Source organism: Nocardioides sp. T5 (assembly GCF_048161455.1).
GTDB lineage: Bacteria > Actinomycetota > Actinomycetes > Propionibacteriales > Nocardioidaceae > Nocardioides.
This window is the reverse complement of sequence record NZ_CP182415.1, coordinates 4,000,365-4,018,971: the sequence shown is the minus strand read 5'-3', so window position 1 is coordinate 4,018,971 and position 18,607 is coordinate 4,000,365. Positions and strand designations below refer to the sequence as shown.

Annotated in this window: 23 protein-coding genes; 7 read left to right on the top strand and 16 right to left on the bottom strand. The window is 72.1% G+C overall.

All coding sequences use genetic code 11. The features are described from left to right. Positions 1-120: 120 nt before the first annotated feature. The 3 genes from ACNKF0_RS19680 to ACNKF0_RS19670 all read right to left on the bottom strand — a co-directional run bounded on the left by ACNKF0_RS19680 (position 121) and on the right by ACNKF0_RS19670 (position 2,949). Positions 121-765, bottom strand: coding sequence for a hypothetical protein (locus tag ACNKF0_RS19680; RefSeq protein WP_416954506.1), 645 nt, complete (start codon positions 763-765; stop codon positions 121-123). A 591-nt stretch (positions 766-1,356) separates the two neighbouring features. After that, positions 1,357-1,797, bottom strand: coding sequence for a D-aminoacyl-tRNA deacylase (gene dtd, locus ACNKF0_RS19675; RefSeq protein WP_416954505.1), 441 nt, complete (start codon positions 1,795-1,797; stop codon positions 1,357-1,359). A 3-nt stretch (positions 1,798-1,800) separates the two neighbouring features. Beyond that, the gene (locus ACNKF0_RS19670) at positions 1,801-2,949 is read right to left on the bottom strand and encodes a hypothetical protein (RefSeq protein ID WP_416954504.1); all 1,149 of its coding nucleotides are present in this window, start codon (positions 2,947-2,949) and stop codon (positions 1,801-1,803) included. A gap of 23 nt (positions 2,950-2,972) precedes the next feature. Between ACNKF0_RS19670 and ACNKF0_RS19665 the strand changes: the two genes are divergently transcribed. Genes ACNKF0_RS19665 through ACNKF0_RS19655 form a run of 3 tightly spaced genes read left to right on the top strand, consistent with a single transcriptional unit; the run spans position 2,973 to position 4,509 of the window. Then, entirely contained in the window at positions 2,973-3,794 is an 822-nt protein-coding gene (locus ACNKF0_RS19665; protein ID WP_416954503.1) for a 3-keto-5-aminohexanoate cleavage protein, read from the top strand. Positions 3,795-3,835: 41 nt separating this feature from the next. After that, entirely contained in the window at positions 3,836-4,072 is a 237-nt protein-coding gene (locus ACNKF0_RS19660; protein WP_299930968.1) for a hypothetical protein, read from the top strand. After that, entirely contained in the window at positions 4,069-4,509 is a 441-nt protein-coding gene (locus tag ACNKF0_RS19655; protein WP_299930966.1) for a type II toxin-antitoxin system VapC family toxin, read from the top strand. Before ACNKF0_RS19660 ends, ACNKF0_RS19655 begins: the two co-directional genes overlap by 4 nt. Here the strand turns inward: ACNKF0_RS19655 and ACNKF0_RS19650 are convergent, their stop codons facing one another. From ACNKF0_RS19650 to cysC, 4 genes are all read right to left on the bottom strand, one after another. Further along, positions 4,510-5,904: a polysaccharide biosynthesis tyrosine autokinase gene (locus ACNKF0_RS19650; protein WP_416954502.1), complete on the bottom strand. Its 1,395-nt coding sequence runs from the start codon at positions 5,902-5,904 to the stop codon at positions 4,510-4,512. It abuts the gene before it with no gap. A gap of 96 nt (positions 5,905-6,000) precedes the next feature. Continuing rightward, positions 6,001-7,011, bottom strand: a complete 1,011-nt coding sequence (locus tag ACNKF0_RS19645) for a sulfite exporter TauE/SafE family protein (protein ID WP_416954501.1) — start codon at positions 7,009-7,011, stop codon at positions 6,001-6,003. Next, positions 7,004-7,540, bottom strand: coding sequence for a hypothetical protein (locus tag ACNKF0_RS19640; RefSeq protein WP_416954500.1), 537 nt, complete (start codon positions 7,538-7,540; stop codon positions 7,004-7,006). Before ACNKF0_RS19640 ends, ACNKF0_RS19645 begins: the two co-directional genes overlap by 8 nt. Next, positions 7,533-8,750, bottom strand: coding sequence for an adenylyl-sulfate kinase (gene cysC, locus ACNKF0_RS19635; protein WP_416954499.1), 1,218 nt, complete (start codon positions 8,748-8,750; stop codon positions 7,533-7,535). Before cysC ends, ACNKF0_RS19640 begins: the two co-directional genes overlap by 8 nt. Before the next feature lie 40 nt (positions 8,751-8,790). Here cysC and ACNKF0_RS19630 point away from each other — a divergent pair, with 40 nt between their 5' ends. Further along, the gene (locus ACNKF0_RS19630) at positions 8,791-9,756 is read left to right on the top strand and encodes an asparaginase (protein WP_416954498.1); all 966 of its coding nucleotides are present in this window, start codon (positions 8,791-8,793) and stop codon (positions 9,754-9,756) included. On the opposite strand, the gene ACNKF0_RS19625 is transcribed toward ACNKF0_RS19630, so the two are convergent. Next, a complete protein-coding gene (locus ACNKF0_RS19625; protein ID WP_416954497.1) occupies positions 9,691-10,206 on the bottom strand; it encodes a VanZ family protein in 516 nt (171 codons plus the stop codon). The two genes, ACNKF0_RS19630 and ACNKF0_RS19625, sit on opposite strands and share 66 nt — an antisense overlap. Positions 10,207-10,350: 144 nt before the next feature. Here ACNKF0_RS19625 and ACNKF0_RS19620 point away from each other — a divergent pair, with 144 nt between their 5' ends. Together ACNKF0_RS19620 and ACNKF0_RS19615 are read left to right on the top strand one after the other, a co-directional pair. Then, positions 10,351-10,770: a helix-turn-helix domain-containing protein gene (locus ACNKF0_RS19620; protein ID WP_416954496.1), complete on the top strand. Its 420-nt coding sequence runs from the start codon at positions 10,351-10,353 to the stop codon at positions 10,768-10,770. Positions 10,771-10,823: 53 nt separating this feature from the next. Then, positions 10,824-11,546 (top strand): hypothetical protein, encoded by a 723-nt coding sequence (locus ACNKF0_RS19615; protein ID WP_416954495.1) that lies wholly within the window; start codon positions 10,824-10,826, stop codon positions 11,544-11,546. A 60-nt stretch (positions 11,547-11,606) separates the two neighbouring features. On the opposite strand, the gene ACNKF0_RS19610 is transcribed toward ACNKF0_RS19615, so the two are convergent. The 6 genes from ACNKF0_RS19610 to ACNKF0_RS19585 all read right to left on the bottom strand — a co-directional run bounded on the left by ACNKF0_RS19610 (position 11,607) and on the right by ACNKF0_RS19585 (position 15,983). Beyond that, complete coding sequence (locus ACNKF0_RS19610) at positions 11,607-12,329, bottom strand: urease accessory protein UreD (RefSeq protein ID WP_416954494.1); 723 nt, start codon at positions 12,327-12,329, stop codon at positions 11,607-11,609. Continuing rightward, complete coding sequence (gene ureG / locus ACNKF0_RS19605; protein ID WP_416954493.1) at positions 12,304-13,017, bottom strand: urease accessory protein UreG; 714 nt, start codon at positions 13,015-13,017, stop codon at positions 12,304-12,306. Before ureG ends, ACNKF0_RS19610 begins: the two co-directional genes overlap by 26 nt. After that, on the bottom strand, positions 13,010-13,342 hold the full coding sequence (locus ACNKF0_RS19600) for an urease accessory UreF family protein (RefSeq protein ID WP_416958584.1): 333 nt from the start codon (positions 13,340-13,342) through the stop codon (positions 13,010-13,012). The genes ureG and ACNKF0_RS19600 overlap by 8 nt, the downstream gene beginning before the upstream one ends. Positions 13,343-13,643: 301 nt before the next feature. Continuing rightward, complete coding sequence (locus ACNKF0_RS19595; protein ID WP_416954492.1) at positions 13,644-15,341, bottom strand: urease subunit alpha; 1,698 nt, start codon at positions 15,339-15,341, stop codon at positions 13,644-13,646. Continuing rightward, positions 15,334-15,669: an urease subunit beta gene (gene ureB / locus ACNKF0_RS19590; protein WP_416954491.1), complete on the bottom strand. Its 336-nt coding sequence runs from the start codon at positions 15,667-15,669 to the stop codon at positions 15,334-15,336. The genes ACNKF0_RS19595 and ureB overlap by 8 nt, the downstream gene beginning before the upstream one ends. Positions 15,670-15,680: 11 nt before the next feature. Next, positions 15,681-15,983, bottom strand: coding sequence for an urease subunit gamma (locus ACNKF0_RS19585; protein ID WP_299930936.1), 303 nt, complete (start codon positions 15,981-15,983; stop codon positions 15,681-15,683). 79 nt (positions 15,984-16,062) lie between these two features. On the opposite strand from ACNKF0_RS19585, the gene ACNKF0_RS19580 reads away from it, so the two are divergent. Then, complete coding sequence (locus ACNKF0_RS19580) at positions 16,063-16,356, top strand: DUF2516 family protein (RefSeq protein ID WP_299930934.1); 294 nt, start codon at positions 16,063-16,065, stop codon at positions 16,354-16,356. Here the strand turns inward: ACNKF0_RS19580 and ACNKF0_RS19575 are convergent. Together ACNKF0_RS19575 and ACNKF0_RS19570 are read right to left on the bottom strand one after the other, a co-directional pair. Then, positions 16,340-16,999, bottom strand: coding sequence for a hypothetical protein (locus ACNKF0_RS19575; protein WP_416954490.1), 660 nt, complete (start codon positions 16,997-16,999; stop codon positions 16,340-16,342). The genes ACNKF0_RS19580 and ACNKF0_RS19575 overlap by 17 nt on opposite strands. A gap of 184 nt (positions 17,000-17,183) precedes the next feature. Then, entirely contained in the window at positions 17,184-18,602 is a 1,419-nt protein-coding gene (locus tag ACNKF0_RS19570; RefSeq protein ID WP_416954489.1) for a sugar nucleotide-binding protein, read from the bottom strand. Positions 18,603-18,607: the final 5 nt, after the last annotated feature.

The following is an 18,607-nucleotide window of genomic DNA, read 5'->3' as shown; positions in this document are numbered from 1 at the left end:
TGCCCAAGCGGACGCGGGCGCCGACGTTTCTTGAGCTTGAACGTGGTGCCCGCGAGCCCAGCCAAGGCGGTGGCGTAGATGTTGTCGATGGTGGTGTTGCGGAGAATGCCCGCCGAACCGTCAAGGTCGAACAGGGGTCTTGATGTTGTAGAAGTCGATCCCCTCGAACCGCACGACCGAGGCGAACAGTGAGGCGCCGGAGAACTTGAACCCGGTGGTGGTGTTCGACCCGACGACGGTCTCGGACTCGACGTGGGGGCCGGGGCCGAAGGTCAAGTTGGCGAACTTGCCGGTGCAGCGGACGGTGGTGGCAGCGGCGTTGGCCCGGATCGCGCCGTTGCGGAGGGACAGGCCACCACCTGTGATGCCGGTGGTGTTGTCGACGCCGAACGCGTTGAGCTGGATGTGGAAGTCGTGGGCGAGGACGTTGGTGGCCTGCTCGCACGAGCCGCCGATCTCGGTGCCGGTGCCGGTGCCGCTGCCGTTGAGGTTGAACAGGACCGCGGAGTGGGTGAACGCGAACGAGAAGTCGTTGTGCACGCGAATCGCGACGGCGCCGGCCTTGTGGAACCGGCGCACGTCGACCTTGTTAAGCGTGAGGTGGTGGCGCCTTCGAAGTTTGATCGCGCCGTCGGAGGTGGCGTTCTCCCCGCCGTCGATGCTGATGTTCTCCAGCCACACGTCGGTGATGGAGAGGCCGATGTTGGTTGGGTCGCGCGACTCGATGTTGAGCATGTGCCCGGGCCCGCTGTAGTGGATCTGCACGCGGCTCGACCGGCCGTAGCCGACGATCGCGACGGCGGTGCCGTTGTCGACGACCAGGGGCGCGCTGATCTCGTAGGCGCCACTGGCCGGTAGACCACGACTACGACCCCGGCGTTGGCGTCGAGCGCAGCCTGTAGTGCGGCGGTGTCGACTGCGGCATTGCCCTGCACGACTCCGGTCCCGAATCGCTCGATGTTGGCCGTGAACTGGCCCTCGAAGCGGACGTTGCCCTCTGCAGCAATCGTGGCCGCAAGTCTGACCATCGACACTGTTGCGGCTGGTTGTGTCGCCGCGAGCTCGAACGCGTTTGGAAGGCGCGCTCGCACCTCGATCACCGCGAGCAGGCGCCCGTAGGTAAAATATGGTCGTCTTGTAGCGGGGCGAGCATGCGGGCGTCGCAGACTCGTCGCGTGAAGCGAATGGGGGTCGGCGCGGTGCGCTGGGGGCGCTGCAGGATCAAGTACGGGCGGGAGTGCCCGCACAACAGCTACTACCACCGGTTCTCGGAGTAGGGGTTTCGAGACGGTCGCTGCGCGACCTCCTCAACCAGCGGTGGCGTCGCTGCGCGACCTCCTCGACCAGCGAGGCTGATCAACCAGCGGTGGCGGCGGTGTCGAGGACGAGGGTGATCGGGCCGTCGTTGACGGACTCGACGCGCATGTCGGCGCCGAAGCGGCCGCGCTCGACGTGGGCGCCGAGGCGCTCGAGCTCAGCGCAGACGGCGTCGTAGAGCGGCTCGCTGACCGGGCCGGGGGCGGCGGCCTGCCAGGTGGGCCGGCGGCCCTTGCGCGCGTCGCCGTACAGCGTGAACTGGCTGACGACCAGCACGGGCGCGCCGACGTCGCTGGCGCTCTGCTCCTCACGCAGCAGGCGCAGGTCCCAGATCTTGCGGGCCGTCCACGCGACCTCGGCCGGGCCGTCGTCGTGGGTGACGCCGACGTAGACCAGCAGCCCCGGCCGGTCGAGCTCGCCGACGACCTCACCGTCCACGCGGACGGCGGCGGACAGGACCCGCTGGATGACGGCGCGCACGGATCAGGCCCGGGTGAGGACGCCGACCTCGACGAGGTCGGCGACGTGGGTCTCCACGAGTGACCGGGCGTCGCCGGACTCGGGCTCGCCGAACTCGACCAGCAGCGCTTCGGCGAGCTCGTCGAGGGTGGCCGCTCCGTCGCCGAGCAGCGTGACGATGCGCGTGGCGAGGAACGACAGCGCGACGACGGTCTCGCCGAGCATCACGGTGCCGACGCCGTCGCTGACGTGGAGGTCCACGAAGTCCTCGCACCGCACGCTCGGCCCGTCGCCGAGGGTGGCACGCCCGAGTAGCTCAGTGAGGGTCGGCTCGTCCGGCTCCGGCTCGGTGTCGCGCGGGGTCGGGTGGTTGAGCAGCTGCTGGGTGACCGCGACCAGGTCGTCGGCCTCGCGGTAGTCGACCCTGTGCACGGCCCCGACCTCCTCGACGAGGGCGGCCAGGCGGTGCAGCGGCCTGTCGAGCGAGCGCAGGTAGGACGCGTTGCCCGACAGGTGGGCCACGGCCTCGGCGGTGGACAGCTCGGTCAGCTCGGGCGGCACGAAGCCCTCGCTGTGGCGCTCCAGCAGCAGCACGGCTGCCGGACGCAGGGCCTCGGGCGCCTCGCGCAGGCCGAGCTCGTCGGGGGACCGGAGGCCCTCGGCGGCCTCGCCCACGCCGAGCGGCTTGCGGTAGGGGAGGAGGTCGAGCGAGGGGGTGAAGGCGACGGTGTCGTCGGTGACGTAGCCGAAGTGGCGCGCGAGCGTGCGTGCCGCCGTCGAGCGTCCGCTGCCGGCCGGTCCGACCAGCACGACGCACCGACCTGTCTCAGCGTCCGCCACCGCCGCGGCGCGCAGCATGAGGAGGTCGCCCTCGTTGGCCTCCATCGCCTGGAGGGTCACCGCCAGGGCGACCTGGTCGCCCACGACCGACGCGCTGGGGCCGGCGATCGAGCCACGCGCGGCCGCGTCCTCGATCGCGGCGGGGTCGTCGTCGACCACCACCCGCACGCTGCGGTCCTGCGCGTCGTCGACCCGGCGGGCGTCGCAGCGCGACCACGCGCGCAGCAGCTCGGCGGCGACGGTGTCGGCGTGGCCACCGGCGACCTCGACGTGGACCTCGGTCCCGAGCGCGGTGACGGCGACGACGTGGCGAGGGCTGGCCGAGAGGGTCACGCGCGGGAGTCTAAGGTGCGCGCATGGACGATCTGCTGATAACGGTGGCACCGACCGGAGCCGAGACGGCGAAGGCCGACTGCCCGCAGCTCCCGACCACCCCTGAGGAGGTGGCTCGCACGGCCGCCGACTGCGAGGCGGCCGGCGCGGCGATGATCCACATCCACGTGCGCGACGCCGCCCACGAGCCCACGCTCGACCGGTCGCTGCTGCGCGAGTGGGTCGCCGCGGTGCGCGAGTCGTCCTCGCTCGTCGTCCAGCTCTCCACCGGCGGCTCCGTGCACGACCCCCTCGACGAGCGGCTCAAGGTGCTCGACGCCGAGCCCGACTCGTGCTCGCTCACCATGGGCACCACGAACTTCGGCGACGACGTCTTCCTCAACCCGTGGCCCTTCGTCAAGGACCTCTACCAGCTCGCCCTCGAGCGCGGGGTCGCCCCGGAGTTCGAGCTCTTCGACCTCGGCCAGGTGCACGCGCTCGGCCGGCTCATCCGGCAGTACGGCGTCCCGGCCGGCGGCAAGGTCCACGTCGACTTCGTGATGGGCGTTCCCGGCGGCATGCCCGGCACCGCCCCCGCGCTCGTCGCCGGCGTCGCCGCGCTCCCGCCGGAGGTCACCTCGTGGTCGGCCACCGGCATCGGCCGATCGACGCTCTCGGTCGCGATGGCCTCGCTGTCGATGGGCGGGCACCTGCGCGTCGGCATGGAGGACGTGCTCACCATCAGCCGCGGCGTACCCGTCGAGTCCAACGCCCAGCTCGTCGAGCGCGCCGTCGAGCTGGGACGGATCGCGCAGCGGGAGCCGATGAAGCCCGCGCAGTGCCGGGAGCTGCTCGGGCTGGGCTGAGCCCGATATGGGTGTACGGGTCGACTGGTAAGGTGACCCGTATGAAGACGACCATCGAGCTGCCGGACGACCTCGTACGTCAGGTGCGCGACGTCGCGCGCGAGAGCGGGGTGACCATGCGGGAGCTGGTCGTGGAGGGCCTGCGCAGCGAGCTGGCTCGTCGCGCGACGCCGACCCCGAAGGTCGACTTCGTCTTCACGGCGGTCGACGGGCGGGGCCTCGCCGACGACGTGGCGGCCGGAGAAGCCATCGCTGCGTCCTACGAGACGCCCCGATGATCGCTGTCGACACCAACATCCTGGTCTACGCGCACCGCGCCGACTCGCCGTTCCACCAGGAGGCCAGGGCGACCCTCGAGCACCTCGGGTCGGCGGGTCGGTCGTGGGGTGTGCCGTGGCCGTGCGTCCACGAGTTCCTCGCCGTCGTCACCCACCCGCGCATCTACGTCCCGCCCACCCGTCCCGGCGTCGCCCGCCAGGCGGTCGACGACCTCATGGCGTGGCCGAGGGTCACGTTGCTCGGTGAGACGCCCGACCACTGGGGCCGGCTGGGTGGCCTGCTGGACCGCGGCGGCGTCACGGGGCCGAAGGTCCACGACGCGCGGGTCGCAGCGATCTGCCTCGGGCACGGCGTCGACGAGCTCCTGACGGCCGACCGGGACTTCAGCTGGTTCCCCGAGCTGGTGACCCGCAACCCCCTCGTCGCGGGCGGCTGATCAGCGTCGGCGGCGCTTGCCGCCGTTGCCGGCCACGACGGGCTCCGCGTCGAGCGGGGCGTAGCCGTATCCGTAGCCGTAGCCGCTCGCGGACTTCTTGGCCGGCGTCTGGTTGACCACGACGCCCAGCGTCGTGGCGTCCACGGACTCGAGCCGCTCGATGGCCGTCGACAGCTGGTCGCGCGTCGTACGCCCGTGGCTGACCACGACGACCGCACCGTCGGCGCGGGTGGCGAGCAGGGCCGCGTCGGTGACCGGCAGGAGCGGCGGCGCGTCGAGGATGACGACGTCGTAGCGCTGGCGCAGGTCGAGCAGCAGCATCTCCATCGCCTGCGACTGCAGGAGCTCCGAGGGGTTGGGCGGGATCTGGCCACAGACCATGACGTCGAGGGACGTCTCGCCGTACTGCTGCATGACGTCCTCGGCGCTGACCTTGCCGATCAGCACGCTCGTGGTGCCGATCGCGCCGTCGAGCTCGAGGCGGTCGGCGATGAGCGGGCGGCGGAGGTCGCACTCGACCAGGGCGACCTTCTGGCCGGCCTGGGTGAGGGTGACCGCGAGGTTGACCGCGGTGGTGGTCTTGCCCTCGCCGGGCAGCGAGCTGGTGACGACGATGACCTTCTGGGCGTTGTCGATGTCGACGTACTGCATGTTGGTGCGCAGCACGCGGAACGCCTCGGCCCACGGGGTCGCGGTGAAGAGCACCTCGCTCGGGGCGCGCTTGGCGTCGGTGTCCTGGAAGATGTTGCCGAGGACCGGGGCCGTGGTGATCTCGGCGATGTCGTCGGCGCCCTTGACGCTGGTGTCGAGCAGCTCGCGCGCCACCGCCAGGCCGATGCCCAGCAGCAGGCCGAGCACGCCGGCGAGCGCGAGGTTGCGGAGCGGCTGCGGCGAGACGGGCGAGGTCGAGACCTGGGCGTCGTCGATGAGGGTGGCCTTGACGACGGCGGCGGTCTTCCCTCGCGGGGTCTCGAGCTCCTCGACGAGGATCTGCAGCTGCTCGGCGTAGGCCTGCGCGATGTCGCGGGCGCGCTCGGGGTCGGCGTCGGTGGCCTCGATCTCGAGCAGCACCGTCTCCGGCACCGCCGAGGCGGTCACCCGCTCACGCAGGTCGATCGCCTCGGTGTCGCCGAGCTCGCCGGCGACCCGCTCGGCGAGCTGGTTGCTGGTCACCAGGTCGGCGTACGACGCCACCCGCTGGGTCGCGAAGAGGTTGCCCGTGTAGGCGGAGCTCTCGTCGGTCTGGCTGGTCGAGACGAACAGCCGGGTGGTCGACGCGTAGGTCGGGGTCACCGACCACGTCCAGACGCCCGCCACGGCCAGCACGACCAGGACACTTCCGAGAACCAGCCGCCACCGTCGTCGGACGGTGCGCCAGTAGTCCTGCAGCTCCACGCTTGTTCCCTACTGCTTGTCAACACAACTTTGACAAGACTAAAGGACCACTGGTCTACCTCCTTCATCCCCGCGAGGGGCCGCCCGGAGGTCGCCCTAGGACCTGTCGACCTTCTTCATCCCCACGAGTCCGGGACGGTAGTTCGGGTCCTCCATCTCGGCGATGGTGGGCGAGCCGAACATCGGCAGCCCCTGCTGCTTGCGCAGGAAGCCCCAGACGATCGGCAGGACGACGAGCACGGCGAGGCCGATGCCGGCGATGAGCATCGGGTGGGTCTCCTCCTCGCCGAGGGGCGCCCAGCCCGACTTGTCGAGCAGCGCGACGCCGCTCATCGTCAGCACGACGACGATGCCGCGGCGGATGAAGGACTGCGGCACGCGCGGGGCGAGCAGCGAGCCGATGATGGTGCCGGGCACCGAGCCGAGCACGAGCGGGACGAGGATCTCCCAGTCGATGCCGTGGAGGGCGATGTTGGAGATCGCCGCGGCGAGGACCAGCGGCACGGCCTGCACCAGGTCGGTGCCGACGAGCTTCACCGCCGACAGGCCGGGGTAGAGCATCAGCAGGGCGATCATGATGACCGAGCCCGAGCCGACGCTGGTGACGCCGACGAGCAGGCCGCCGAGCATGCCCACGAGCAGCGTCGGGACCACCCGGATCTTCGGGTCGTCGTCGTGGACGTGGGTGCCCGAGCGCACGCGGCGCAGGTTGACGTAGAGCCGCAGGGCGTAGGTCGCGGCCGCCAGCAGCAGCGCGAAGCCGATGCTGATCACGAGGACGTGGTTGAGCTGGTCGGTGTCGTCGGTGAACCACGCGACGAGGTGTGGCCCGAGCAGCGCCATCGGGATCGAGCCGATCATCAGCCACATCGCCAGGCGCATGTTGGGCGAGCCCTCGCGCTTGTGCACGATCGCGCCGCCGGTCTTGTAGATCGCGGCCGCGGTGAGGTCGGCGGTGACGACGACGGCGGGCGACCCGACGCCGAGGAACAGCAGCGCCGGGGTCATCAGGGCGCCGCCGCCCATGCCGGTCAGGCCGACCACGATGCCGACGACGAAGCCCGCCACCAGGATCGAGAGAGCGGCGGTGGTGAGGAGGTCAGCCACCCGAGCCTCCTGTCGCGAGCCGCGGAACGATCACACCCAACATACTCGACATTGTGTGGGCCGCCGTGGTCGCTGCGGCCTCCCCGCGCCGGTAGGGGTCGGCGATGTCGTGCTCGGGGCGCGCGGCCGTACGCCGTGCTCCGACCGCCGCGACCAGCTCGCGGCCGCGCAGGTCGGGGTGCTCCTCGATCGCGGCGGCGAACTGGCCGACCGTGAAGACCTTGCGCAGGTGCTGGGGGTACTCCTCGAGGATGAAGCCGCGGTGCGTGGCCTCCGCGGTCAGCACCAGGTCGGCCTCGGCGAGGATCGCCCCGGTCAGGCGCCGGCTCGCGAAACCGGACGACGTGTCCTCGGCGAGCGTGGCGACCATGGCGTCGTCCATGGCGTGGCTGTCGAAGCCGTGCGTGCCCGCGCTGGAGAACTGCACCCCGTCGTCGGAGCCGGCAAGCGCCCGTGCGGTGAGCTCGAGGTAGGGCGAGCGGCAGATGTTGGCGGTGCAGACGAAGAGCACCTTCAGTGGCTCAGGCATCCGTGCCCCGCAGGTGGAGGTAGCCGGCCTCGTCGAGCGCGACCAGGACGTCGTCGAGCGCGTCCTCGATGGTGCGGCCGGTGGTGTCGACGCGGACGGCCGGGTCGACGGGCTCCTCGTAGGGAGAGGAGATGCCGGTGAACTCGGGGATCTCGCCGGCGCGGGCCTTGGCGTAGAGGCCCTTGCGGTCGCGGCGCTCGCACTCCTCGAGCGGCGTGGCGACGTGAACGAGGAAGAACGCGCCCCCGGCCGCCTCGACCATCTCCTGCACCTGCTCGCGCGTCTCGGCGAACGGCGCGATCGGCGAGCAGACCGCGACCCCGCCGTGGCGGGCGATCTCGGCGGCGACCCAGCCGATGCGGCGGATGTTGGTCTCGCGGTCGGCCTTGCTGAAGGTGAGCCCCGCGGACAGGTGACGGCGTACGACGTCGCCGTCGAGGCTGGTCACCGTGCGGCCGCCCTGCTCGAGCAGCAGGTCCATCAGCGCGCGGGCCAGCGTGGACTTGCCGCTCCCGGACAGGCCGGTGAAGAACAGCACCAGGCCCTGCTCCTCGGGCTCGGGCTGGTCCGCGTCGACGATCGCGGCGATGGGGGCGGGGAGAACAGCACCGCTGGTCGAGGAAGGCGCCCCGGCGCCTGTCGCGAGACCCGGGTCCGACAGCGCGTGGACGGGGTCGTCGCCGGCGTAGGTCTGCACCACCTGGGCGCCGAGGGCGTGGTCGGCGTCGGCGTCGGCGTGCGAGGGGAGCGGGACCGCCACGACCGACGCGTCCCCGAGCAGGTCGGCGGCAGCGAGCGTGGCGCGCACCAGCGCGACGGGGGAGAGCGAGGAGGTGCCGGTGCCCATCAGGGCGACGAGCACGACGCGCCCCAGGCCGCGCAGCTCCTCGAGGTCGGCCTCGGTGAGCGCGTCCACGACCGGGACGTACGTCGCGCCGGCGTGCTGCTCGCGCGTCTGGGCCGGGGTGAGGTGGAGCCGGCGGAAGGGGCCGTACTGCGCGTGGGTCAGCGCCTCCAGCGACCCGTCGGCGGCGACCCGGGCCAGCGGCAGGCCCTCGGGGTCGACCAGCTCGGCCTCCTCGGCGCCGTCGGGCAGGTCGAGGGTGACCACGCTCCCGGGCTCGTTGAATCGGGTGAGCGGGGTGTAGGCGCCGGAGAGGAGGAGCTCCAGGTCGTCGAGCTCGGTCGGCGTCGGGCAGTGCTGGATCACCCGCGCATCCTGTCAGAGGAGCGGGAAGTAGCCTGCGCGCATGTCTGTTGCTGGTCTGCCCGTCGTTGCCGAGATCGTCCGCTCCGGGTTCGTGGAGGGCCACCACTACGGCTCGATCGTGGCGCTGGCCGCCGACGGAACCGTCGACTGGTCGGTCGGTGAGGTCGCCGCGCAGGTGCTCCCGCGGTCGAGCAACAAGCCGCTCCAGGCGCTCGCGATGGTGGAGCTCGGCCTCGACCTGCCCGACGACCTGCTCGCGCTGGCGTGTGCGTCGCACTCGGGGGAGTCGTTCCACGTCGAGGGCGTACGCCGCACCCTGGCGTCGGCCGGTCTCGACGAGTCGGCGCTGCAGACACCGGCCGACTACCCGCTCGACGACGACGCCCGCGAGGCCGTCGTACGGGCCGGGGGAGCGAAGGCGCCGGTCCTGATGAACTGCTCGGGCAAGCACGCGGCGATGCTCGCGACCTGCGTCCTGCGCGGTTGGGACACCGCCACCTACCTCGACCCCGCGCACCCGCTCCAGGTCGCCATCGCCGACACCTTCGCCCGGCTCACCGGGGAGCCGATCGACACCGTCGCCGTCGACGGTTGCGGGGCGCCGCTGCTGTCGACGTCACTGACCGGGCTGGCGCGGGCGTTCTCGACGCTGGCCACCGCGACCGACGGTCCGCAGCGCCGCGTGGCCGACGCGATCCGACGCCACCCGGAGTACGTCAGCGGCACCACGCGTGACGAGCTCGCGCTGCACCGGGCCGTCCCCGGGCTGATCGGCAAGGCCGGCGCGGAGTCCTGCTACGCCATCGCCCTGCCCGACGGCCGCGCCTGGGCGCTCAAGACCGACGACGGCGCCGCGCGCGTGCGCCCGGTGCTGATGGCCGAGGCGCTGCGCCGCTCGGGTGTGCTCGACGAGGCGGGTGTCGACGCCGCGGCGGTCGCGTCAACGGGGCGGTTCGAGCTCCTCGGTGGGGGAGTGCCGGTCGGGGAGATCCGCGCCGCCTTCTGAGGCACTTGCCTTGCGGGCCCGCGACCCCAGGATCCTCCAGACCAGGTGCCCGAGCAGCGCACCGATGAGCGTGCCGAGGGTGTTGGCGACGACGTCGGCGTGGGTCGCCGACCGTGCGTCGAGCGCGACGGCCTGCACGACCTCGACGAGGAACGACACCACGAACCCGACCGCCGTCCAGTCGCGCCAGCTCGGCCGCGGCCACAGCAGGCTGCCCAGCAGGCTCAGCGGCACGAACGCCGCCACGTTGAGCATCGACTCGACCCGCCGCGGGTGGCTCAGCACCTCCGGCAGGCCGAGCCCCTGCAACGCCTGCGCGAGGTGGGCGATGGCCCAGTCAGGGCCGGCGGACGACGGCGCCAGGAGCACGAGCGCCAGGAGCACGACCCAGGCCGCCAACGCGGCGCGCAGCGTCGTACGCACGCGGGGGCTCAGGCGGTGGGCAGGCACGGGTGGATCCTAGGTCGACCACGCGTTCGATCCGTGGTGCGAACCATTCTGCTAGCGCTGAAATACGCGTGGAAAGAGGAGTTGTGAGGGGTGTCACCTGCCCTCAGTTTGAGTTTTGCTAACTCGTGTTAGCACAATGGGGGTATGGCCAAGGACAAGGACAGCCCGGCCAAGGTGAGCGCGAAGACCACCAGCAAGACCAGCAAGGCGGTCGTCGGCTCGCTCGGCACGCTGGGTGACTACCTGAGGGAGCAGCGTCTCGGCGCGCAGCTCTCGCTGCGGCAGCTCGCCGACCAGGTCGGGGTGAGCAACCCCTACCTCAGCCAGATCGAGCGCGGCCTGCGCAAGCCGTCGGCCGAGGTGCTCCAGCAGCTCGCCCGCGCCCTGCGCGTCAGCGCCGAGCAGCTCTACGTCCGCGCCGGGATCGTCCACCCCGACCCGGGCCAGCCCGGCTCCGTGGAGCTGGCGATCCTCGCCGACACCGCGTTGACCGAGCGGCAGAAGCACTCGCTGCTCGACGTCTACGCCTCGTTCCTCGCGCTCAACGAGCGCGACCAGTCCTGAACGTCAGCACCACCCCGGCACCACCCACCCGCCCCACCCGAAGGAGCTCCACCATGGCCACCACCAAGCGCGACCTCAAGACCGAAGCCCTCAAGCCCGTCCTCGCCTACGTCGGCGCGACCGACCTGGCCGTCGAGGCCGTCCGTGAGGCCGTCGCCGACGTGCAGAAGCGCGTCTCCGCCGTGCAGAAGGACGTCACCACCCGCGTGAACGACGTCCAGAAGACCGCGACCGACCCGAAGGCGCTGCGCAAGCAGGCCCAGGCCCGCCGCGCCGCCATCGAGGCCCGCGTCGCCGAGCTGCAGGCCGAGGCCCGGGCGTACCCCGCCAAGGTCACCACGCAGGTCTCCACCCTGGTCGACGACAACGTCTCCGCCGTCAACGCCACCTACGCCGACCTGGTCAAGCGCGGCGAGTCCCTCGTGGGCCGCATCCGCCGCCAGGAGTCCACCAAGGCCACTGTGTCGTCGGCGAAGACCACCGTCGCCAAGGCGAAGACCACCACCACCCAGGCCAAGAAGGCCGCCGAGGCCACCACCGCCGCCGCGGACAAGACCGCCGCGACCAAGGTCGCCCCCAAGCCGAAGCCGACGGCCAAGAAGGCCACCCAGAAGGCCGCGGGCAAGAAGGCCGCCGCGACCACCGCCCGCAAGACCGCGGCGAAGAAGACCGCCACCGCCCAGAGCAGCGCCAAGGCCACCGCCAGCGCCGCGACCGCCACCGCCACCAACGCGGCGAAGGCCGTCGCCGACGCCGCCGAGAAGGTCGGCGACTGAAGAGCACCAGCCGATGAGCAGCAGCTGACGCTGTTCTGATCCGTGGGAGGCCCCCGTCCGTCAGGGCGGGGGCCTCCTGCGCGCACGCACGAGGTCGCTCCACACCGGATCGAGCGCAGCGGCCGTTTCGTGGGCCTCGCGACCCATCCTCCGCCACAGCCGGTCGCCGGTCTCCAGCCGCAACGGGGACGGACTGCCCGCGCCTGGTTCGCGGCAGGTGCCGACGGCCAGGACGCTGTCCAGCACCCGCTGGGGTGCCAGGTGGTCGGAGCGCAGCTCCTCGACGAGCAGCGGACGGCCTGCGCGGGTGATCGTCGTGCGTGACTCGAGAGCGCCGGGTCGTTCGCCCGAGCGGCCCAGCACGAGGGTCTCGCGGGCCAGCAGCGTGGCCGACGCTCCCAGGTCGACCGTCGTCGAGCGCGTCACCTGCGAGCCCTCCGACGACACCCAGGGCAGCGAGTCGAGCACCAGCCGGGACCCGACCCCGACCCGCGCGGCGAACGACCAGGACGCCGACCCCCCGCGCATGTCGTACGCCACGGTGCCGCTCGTCTCCTGCACCTGCAGCGTGAGGCCGTCCCCGACCTCGCAGTCCACCTCCACCGCGTCCCCGGCCAGCAGCAGCGCGCGGGTCGGGACCAGCGCCACCCGGGCCACGCCTCCGCCGGTCGCCAGCGTGATGACACGGAAGGGGCCGCCGCGCGAGGTCACCCGCACCCGGGCGTCGGCCGTGCCGGTGACGGCGAGGACGCAGGTGTCAGTGCGCGTGGGCGTGGTCGCCATGGCCGTGACGGCTCCCCCCGGCGTGGGCGTGCGGCGCCATCGGGCCCGGGTCGGCCGGGACCAGGTCACCGGTGCGCTGCCGAGCCACCTGGGCGCGCACCCAGCCCAGGAGCTGCGCGACCGAGTCGGGGTAGTGGCGCGAGAGGGCGACCACGGGGCGGTCGCCGCGGGCCCGGAGGGCGTCCGTGCGCATCAGGTCGACGTCCACCCCGACGTGAGGGGCCAGGTCGGTCTTGTTGACCACGAGCAGGTCGGCGCGCTCGATGCCCGGTCCGCCCTTGCGGGCCACGTCACCGCCGCCGGCGACGTCGATCACGAAGACCTGCACGTCGACGAGGGCGGGTGAGAACGTCGCCGTCAGGTTGTCGCCGCCCGACTCCACGAGCACCAGGTCGAGCGGTCCGTGGTCGGCGACCAGGTCCTCGACGGCCAGCAGGTTGGCGGTGATGTCGTCGCGGATGGCGGTGTGCGGGCACGCTCCGGTCTCGACGGCGACGATCCGCGCCGGGTCCAGCACGCCTGCGGCCCGGATCATCCGGGCGTCCTCGTCGGTGTAGATGTCGTTGGTGACGACCCCGATCCGCAGCTCGTCAGCGAGGTGGGCGCAGAGCAGCATGATGAGCGAGGACTTGCCGGTGCCGACGGGGCCGCAGACGCCCAGCCGGAGCTCGCGGGGAGTGTCAGGCACGGAACAACCTCCTGGTGGTGACGGCGTGGTCCTCGGCGAGCTGCTCGATCCACGGTGATGCGGTGGCGGGGATGTCGGCGGGGGAGTCGAGGTGCGCGACCTCGTCGACCATGACCGCCAGCCGCGGCAGGGCGGCCACCACCCAGCTGGTGGCGACGGCGGGGTCGAGCGGCTGCAGCTTGAGCGCCGCCGACGCGACGGTCTGCAGGTCGTCGTACCCGACGACCTCAGCGACCTCGGCGGCGGCGAGCCCGGTGGCGTGGGCGATGGCGCCGAGCACCATCGGCCGCGGCAGCCCGGACAGCAGCGGCGGCAGGTCCCACAGCGTGCCGGCCAGGCGCAGCAGCCCGCGGCCCAGGCCTCGCGCGAGGTGTCGCGCATCGCGGCGCTGGCCGTGCGGGCGGCCCAGGCGTCGTACACCGCGTCGAGGCCCTCGCCGCGGCGCAGGTGGGCCAGGGTCACGACCGCGGTGGCCGCCTCGGTCCGCGTCACGGTGGCGAGGCGGAGGGCCAGGTAGGCCGGTACGTCGACCGGCCCGGCGGCCAGGGCGGGCTCGAGGCTGCCGGACTGGGTGTGGCCCGCGACGGGCAGTCGGGCGTCGGCGAGGAGCAGGGCGAGCGCGCTCATCAGAACATCGAGTAGAGCTGCGCCAGCGGCAGCGAGGTGGCGGGCGACGGCGTGACCAGCTCGCCCTCGACGGTGATGGCGAACGTCTCGGGGTCGATGTCGATCGTGGGCAGGGCGTCGTTGTTGACCATGTCGGCCTTGCCGACGTCGCGGGTCGGCGTGACCGCGGCCAACCGTCGGCGGAGCCCCAGCGACGACCCCAGGCCGGCGTCGAGCGCTGCGGGCGCCACGAAGGTCACGGCGTGGTCGGCGCCGTCCGCGCCCACCAGCGTGGGCCGCATCAGCACCGGTTGGGGTGTGGGGATCGACGCGTTGGGGTCGCCCAGCGCTCCCCACACCAGGGCTCCGGCCTTGATGACCACCTCGGGCCGGATCCCGAAGAACCGCGGGTCCCAGAGGACGAGGTCGGCCAGCTTGCCCGGCTCGACGGAGCCGACCTCGTGGGCGATGCCGTGCGCGACGGCCGGGTTGATCGTGTACTTCGCGACGTAGCGGCGGGCCCGGACGTTGTCGGCGGGACCGCCCAGCGAGCCGAGGCGGGCCTTCATCACGTGCGCGACCTGCCACGTGCGGCAGATGACCTCGCCGATGCGGCCCATCGCCTGCGCGTCGGACGACGTGATCGAGAGGGCACCGAGGTCGTGCAGCAGGTCCTCGGCGGCGATGGTGGTCGCCCGGATGCGCGACTCGGCGAACGCGAGGTCCTCGGGCACCCGGGGGCTGAGGTGGTGGCAGACCATGAGCATGTCGAGGTGCTCGGCGACGGTGTTCACGGTGTGCGGGAGGGTCGGGTTGGTGGAGCCGGGGATGACGTACGGGTGCGAGGCGACCTCGAGGATGTCGGGCGCGTGCCCGCCGCCCGCGCCCTCGGCGTGGAAGGCGTGGATGGAGCGCCCGCCGATCGCCGCCAGCGTCGACTCCAGGTAGCCGGCCTCGTTGAGGCTGTCGGAGTGCAGCGCCACCTGCAGGCCGAACTCGTCGGCCGCGCGCAGGGCGGCGTCAATCGCCGCCGGCGTCGCGCCCCAGTCCTCGTGCACCTTGTAGGCCGCCGCGCCGGCCAGCGCCTGCTCGGCCAGGCCCTCGGCCGACACGGTGTTGCCCTTCCCCATCAGCAGGACGTTGACCGGGAGGTCGTCCAGTGCCCGGTGGACGGCCGTGAGGTGCCAGGCCCCCGGGGTCACTGTCGTCGCCTTCGAGCCCTCGGAGGGGCCCGTGCCACCGCCGCCGATCGTGGTGGTCCCGGTCGCCAGGGCCTCCACGACCTGGGAGCGCGAGAGCAGGTGCACGTGGACGTCGATCGCGCCCGCGGTGAGAATCCTGCCCTCGCCGGAGATGACGTCGGTGCCCGGGCCGATCACCAGGTCCGGGTGCACGCCGTCGGCGATGTCGGGGTTGCCGGCACGCCCGAGCGCCACGATGCGACCGTCGCGCAGGCCCACGTCGGCGCGTACGACGCCCCAGTGGTCGAGCACGACCGCGTTGGTGATGACCGTGTCGAGCGCGCCACCCGAGCGCGGGACCGCCGACTGCGCCATCGACTCCCGGATCGACTTGCCGCCGCCGAAGACGGCCTCCTCGCCCCCGAACGTCAGGTCGTCCTCGACCTCGATCCAGAGGTCGGTGTCACCGAGGCGGACCTGGTCGCCGGTCGTCGGCCCGTAGATGGCGGCGTACGCCTCCCGGCTGATCTCAACCATCGGCGCGCACCTGGATGCCGGGCACCGTCCGCCGGCCCCGCAGCGCGACGATCGCCACCGACCGCGACGCTCCGGGCTCGAAGCGCTGCGAGGTGCCCGAGGGCACGTCGAGCCGGAACCCCTCGGCCGCAGCACGGTCGAGGTCGAGGGCGGCGTTGACCAGCGGGAGGTGGACGTGGGACCCGACCTGCACCGGCCGGTCGCCGGTGTTGGTGATGACGACCGTACGCCGCTCGTCGGGGGTGCGGTCCGCGTTCAGGACGTGGGTGCCGGGCGCGCACCGGATGGCGCCGGGACCCGCGCTGGTGGGCTCGCTCTGGGTGGCCATGTGGTCGCCTCTCAGCCGATCGGGTCGTGGAGGGTGACGAGCTTGCGGCCGTCGGGGAAGGTGGCCTCGACCTGCACCTCGGTCAGCATCGGCACCACGTCGGGCATCACCTGGCCCGAGGTGAGCACCTCGCGGCCGCTGGACATCAGCTCGGCGACCGACGCCCCCTCGCGGGCGCGCTCGATGACCCAGGTGCTCAGCAGCGCGACGGACTCCGGGTAGTTGAGGCGGACGCCGCGGGCGAGCCGGTCGCGGGCGACCATGCCGGCCACGGCGAGCAGCAGCTTCTCGGTGTCGGACGGCGTCAGGTGCACCTGACGAAACATAGGCAGCCGCTGTTACGTCCAGATGACGTGATCGTCACGTCTGGCTCCGTCCGGCTACCCTCGTACCGTGGACATCTATGCGTTCCAGAGCACGCTGATGCTGGTCGTGCTCGTCGCGCTGCTCGCGATCAAGGGATTCGCGTTCATCAACTCGCTGACCTACTCGGCCGAGGCCTACCAGGCGGCCGGCAAGCTCACCAAGCAGGCGTGGTGCGCGATCACCGGCCTCGGCTTCGCGGCCCAGCTGATCCTGATCGGCTCCTCGCCCCTCGGGATCATCCACCTGATCTTCACGATCGCGTCCCTCGTCTACATCGCCGACGTGCGCCCCGCGCTTGCCGAGGTCACGTCGCGCCGCTGAGTCCGCCGTCCAGGACGACGGCGGCGCGATCGGCGTCCATGCGGGCGTGAGACGCGGTGCGAGCCACTCGCAGCCCCCGCACGAGCGCGAGCACGAGGTCGACGTGCTGCTCGAACCGCTGCTCACCCATGCCCTCCGGGAAGGACGGGAAGTCGCACAGCTGCTCCTCGAGGAGCTCGGCGACCACATCTCGCTCGCGCTCCTGGACCGCAGCCACGACCAAGCCGGTCACCTCGTCCCACCGGCCGGCTTCAGCCACAGTGAGCCAGATGCCGTCGAAGACCTCCTCCGGCCAGGTTCCCGGCAGGAGCGCGAGTGCGACCTGGGACCGCGCGCTGTCGACGGATGCAGGTCTGGCGGTGCGGACCAGCCTTCGGCTCGCCACCGCACGACGCTCATCGACCCATCTGTTCCCGTAACGCTCGGCGATCGCCCTGCGCATCGCCGTGACGGACGGGAACCAGGCGGCGATGGCCTGCGGCGTCACGTTGGCGGCCGCTGCGACCGTGCGTAGCGTGACCGCCGACCAGCCACCGTCAGCCAGCAGCGGGATGGCGAGGTCGGTGGCCATCTCCGCCTTCGCCAAGCTCCTCGCGTTGAACATCGGGCCGGACCGGGGGATGTAGCGCTCGTCGGGGTCCATGGTCCCAGCAGAGCAGAAGGCCGGGCGCCCGCGCGGTGCTCATCCACAGGGGCAGTCCCGCGACCTGACTGACGCATGTTCACCTTCCGCCGGCACCGGGAAGCGGGCGTCCGGGAAGGTTGAATTGACGTCAATTCAACTCTCGCCATGAGGGCGGATTGGGCCGGGGCGGTCGCCCGGGACGTCAGGCGAGGTAGCGGTCGAGAGCGGTCATCGCGTCCTCGGGCTCGAAGCCGGTGGCGCGCAGCTTGTCGAGCGACATCGCGGAGTTGAGCGGGCGGGGGGCGAACGGGTTGCCCTGGGCCAGGACACCCTCGGCGTACGCCGCCGTGGTCGTGCCCGACACGTCGTCGGCGCTGCGGCCGGAGCGCTCGAAGACCGCCTGCGCGATCTCGCGCCACGACATCGCGGGGCCACCGTTGGAGATGTTGTAGGTGCCGAACTCCGCCCCGATGTCGAGCAGGTGGCGGATGGCCCGGACCAGCTCGTCGGTGAACGTCAGCCGGCCGACCTGGTCGTCGACCACGCTGGGGGAGACGCCCTTCTCGGCCAGCGTCCGCATGGTGCGGACGAAGTTCTTGCCCTCGCCGATCACCCAGCTGGTGCGGAGCAGGTAGTGGCGCGGCGCGAGGCCGACGGCGATGTCGCCCGCTGCCTTGCTCTGGGCGTAGACGCCGAGCGGGGAGAGCGGCTCGTCCTCGGTGTGGCCGGGGTCGAGCGGGGCCGTGCCGTCGAAGACGTACTCGGACGAGACGTGCACGAGGGTGAAGCCGTGCTCGCGGGCCAGCCGGGCCAGGGTCGCCGGGCCGGAGGCGTTGGCCCCCCAGGCGGCCACGCGGCCCTCGGGAGTCTCGGCCGCGTCGACGGCGGTGTAGGCGGCGGCGTTGAGCACGACGGCGTACTCGTGCCACGGCCAGGCGGCGACGGCCTCGGCGTCGGTCAGGTCGAGGGCGGTGACACCCTCGCCGGCGAACAGGTCCACGCGGTCGGCATCGGGGTACGCCGCGTGCAGCGCGCGACCGAGCTGGCCGAGGGCGCCGACGACGAGTGTCTTCTTGGGCGCCATCGGCACGACGTCGGCCAGGCGCGGGTTGTTGTGGTCCTTCTCGGAGATCTCGGCCTCGTCGAGCGGGATCGGCCACGGGATGGCGGCGGACTCGTCGCCGAGGTGGAGGGCGGGGTAGCTCACGCCCGGGCGCCAGTGGTCGTTGACGAGGTAGGTGTAGGCCGTGCCGTCCTCGAGCGCCTGGTAGGAGTTGCCGACGCCCCGCGGGACGAAGACCGCGACCGAGGGGTCGAGCTCGATCGAGAAGGTCGTCCCGAACGAGTCGCCCTCGCGCATGTCGACCCACGCACCGAAGATGCGGCCGGTCGCGAGGGAGACGAACTTGTCCCACGGCTCGGTGTGGATGCCGCGGGTGGCGCCGCGCGAGGCGTTGAAGGAGATGTTGTTCTGGACCGGGCCGAAGTCGGGCAGCCCGAGGGCGACCATCTTCTGCCGCTGCCAGTTCTCCTTGAACCACCCACGGGCGTCGCCGTGGACGGGCATGCGGACGACGAGGAGACCGGGGATCGGGGTGGTCTCGACTGAAAGCTGGGTCATGGGGT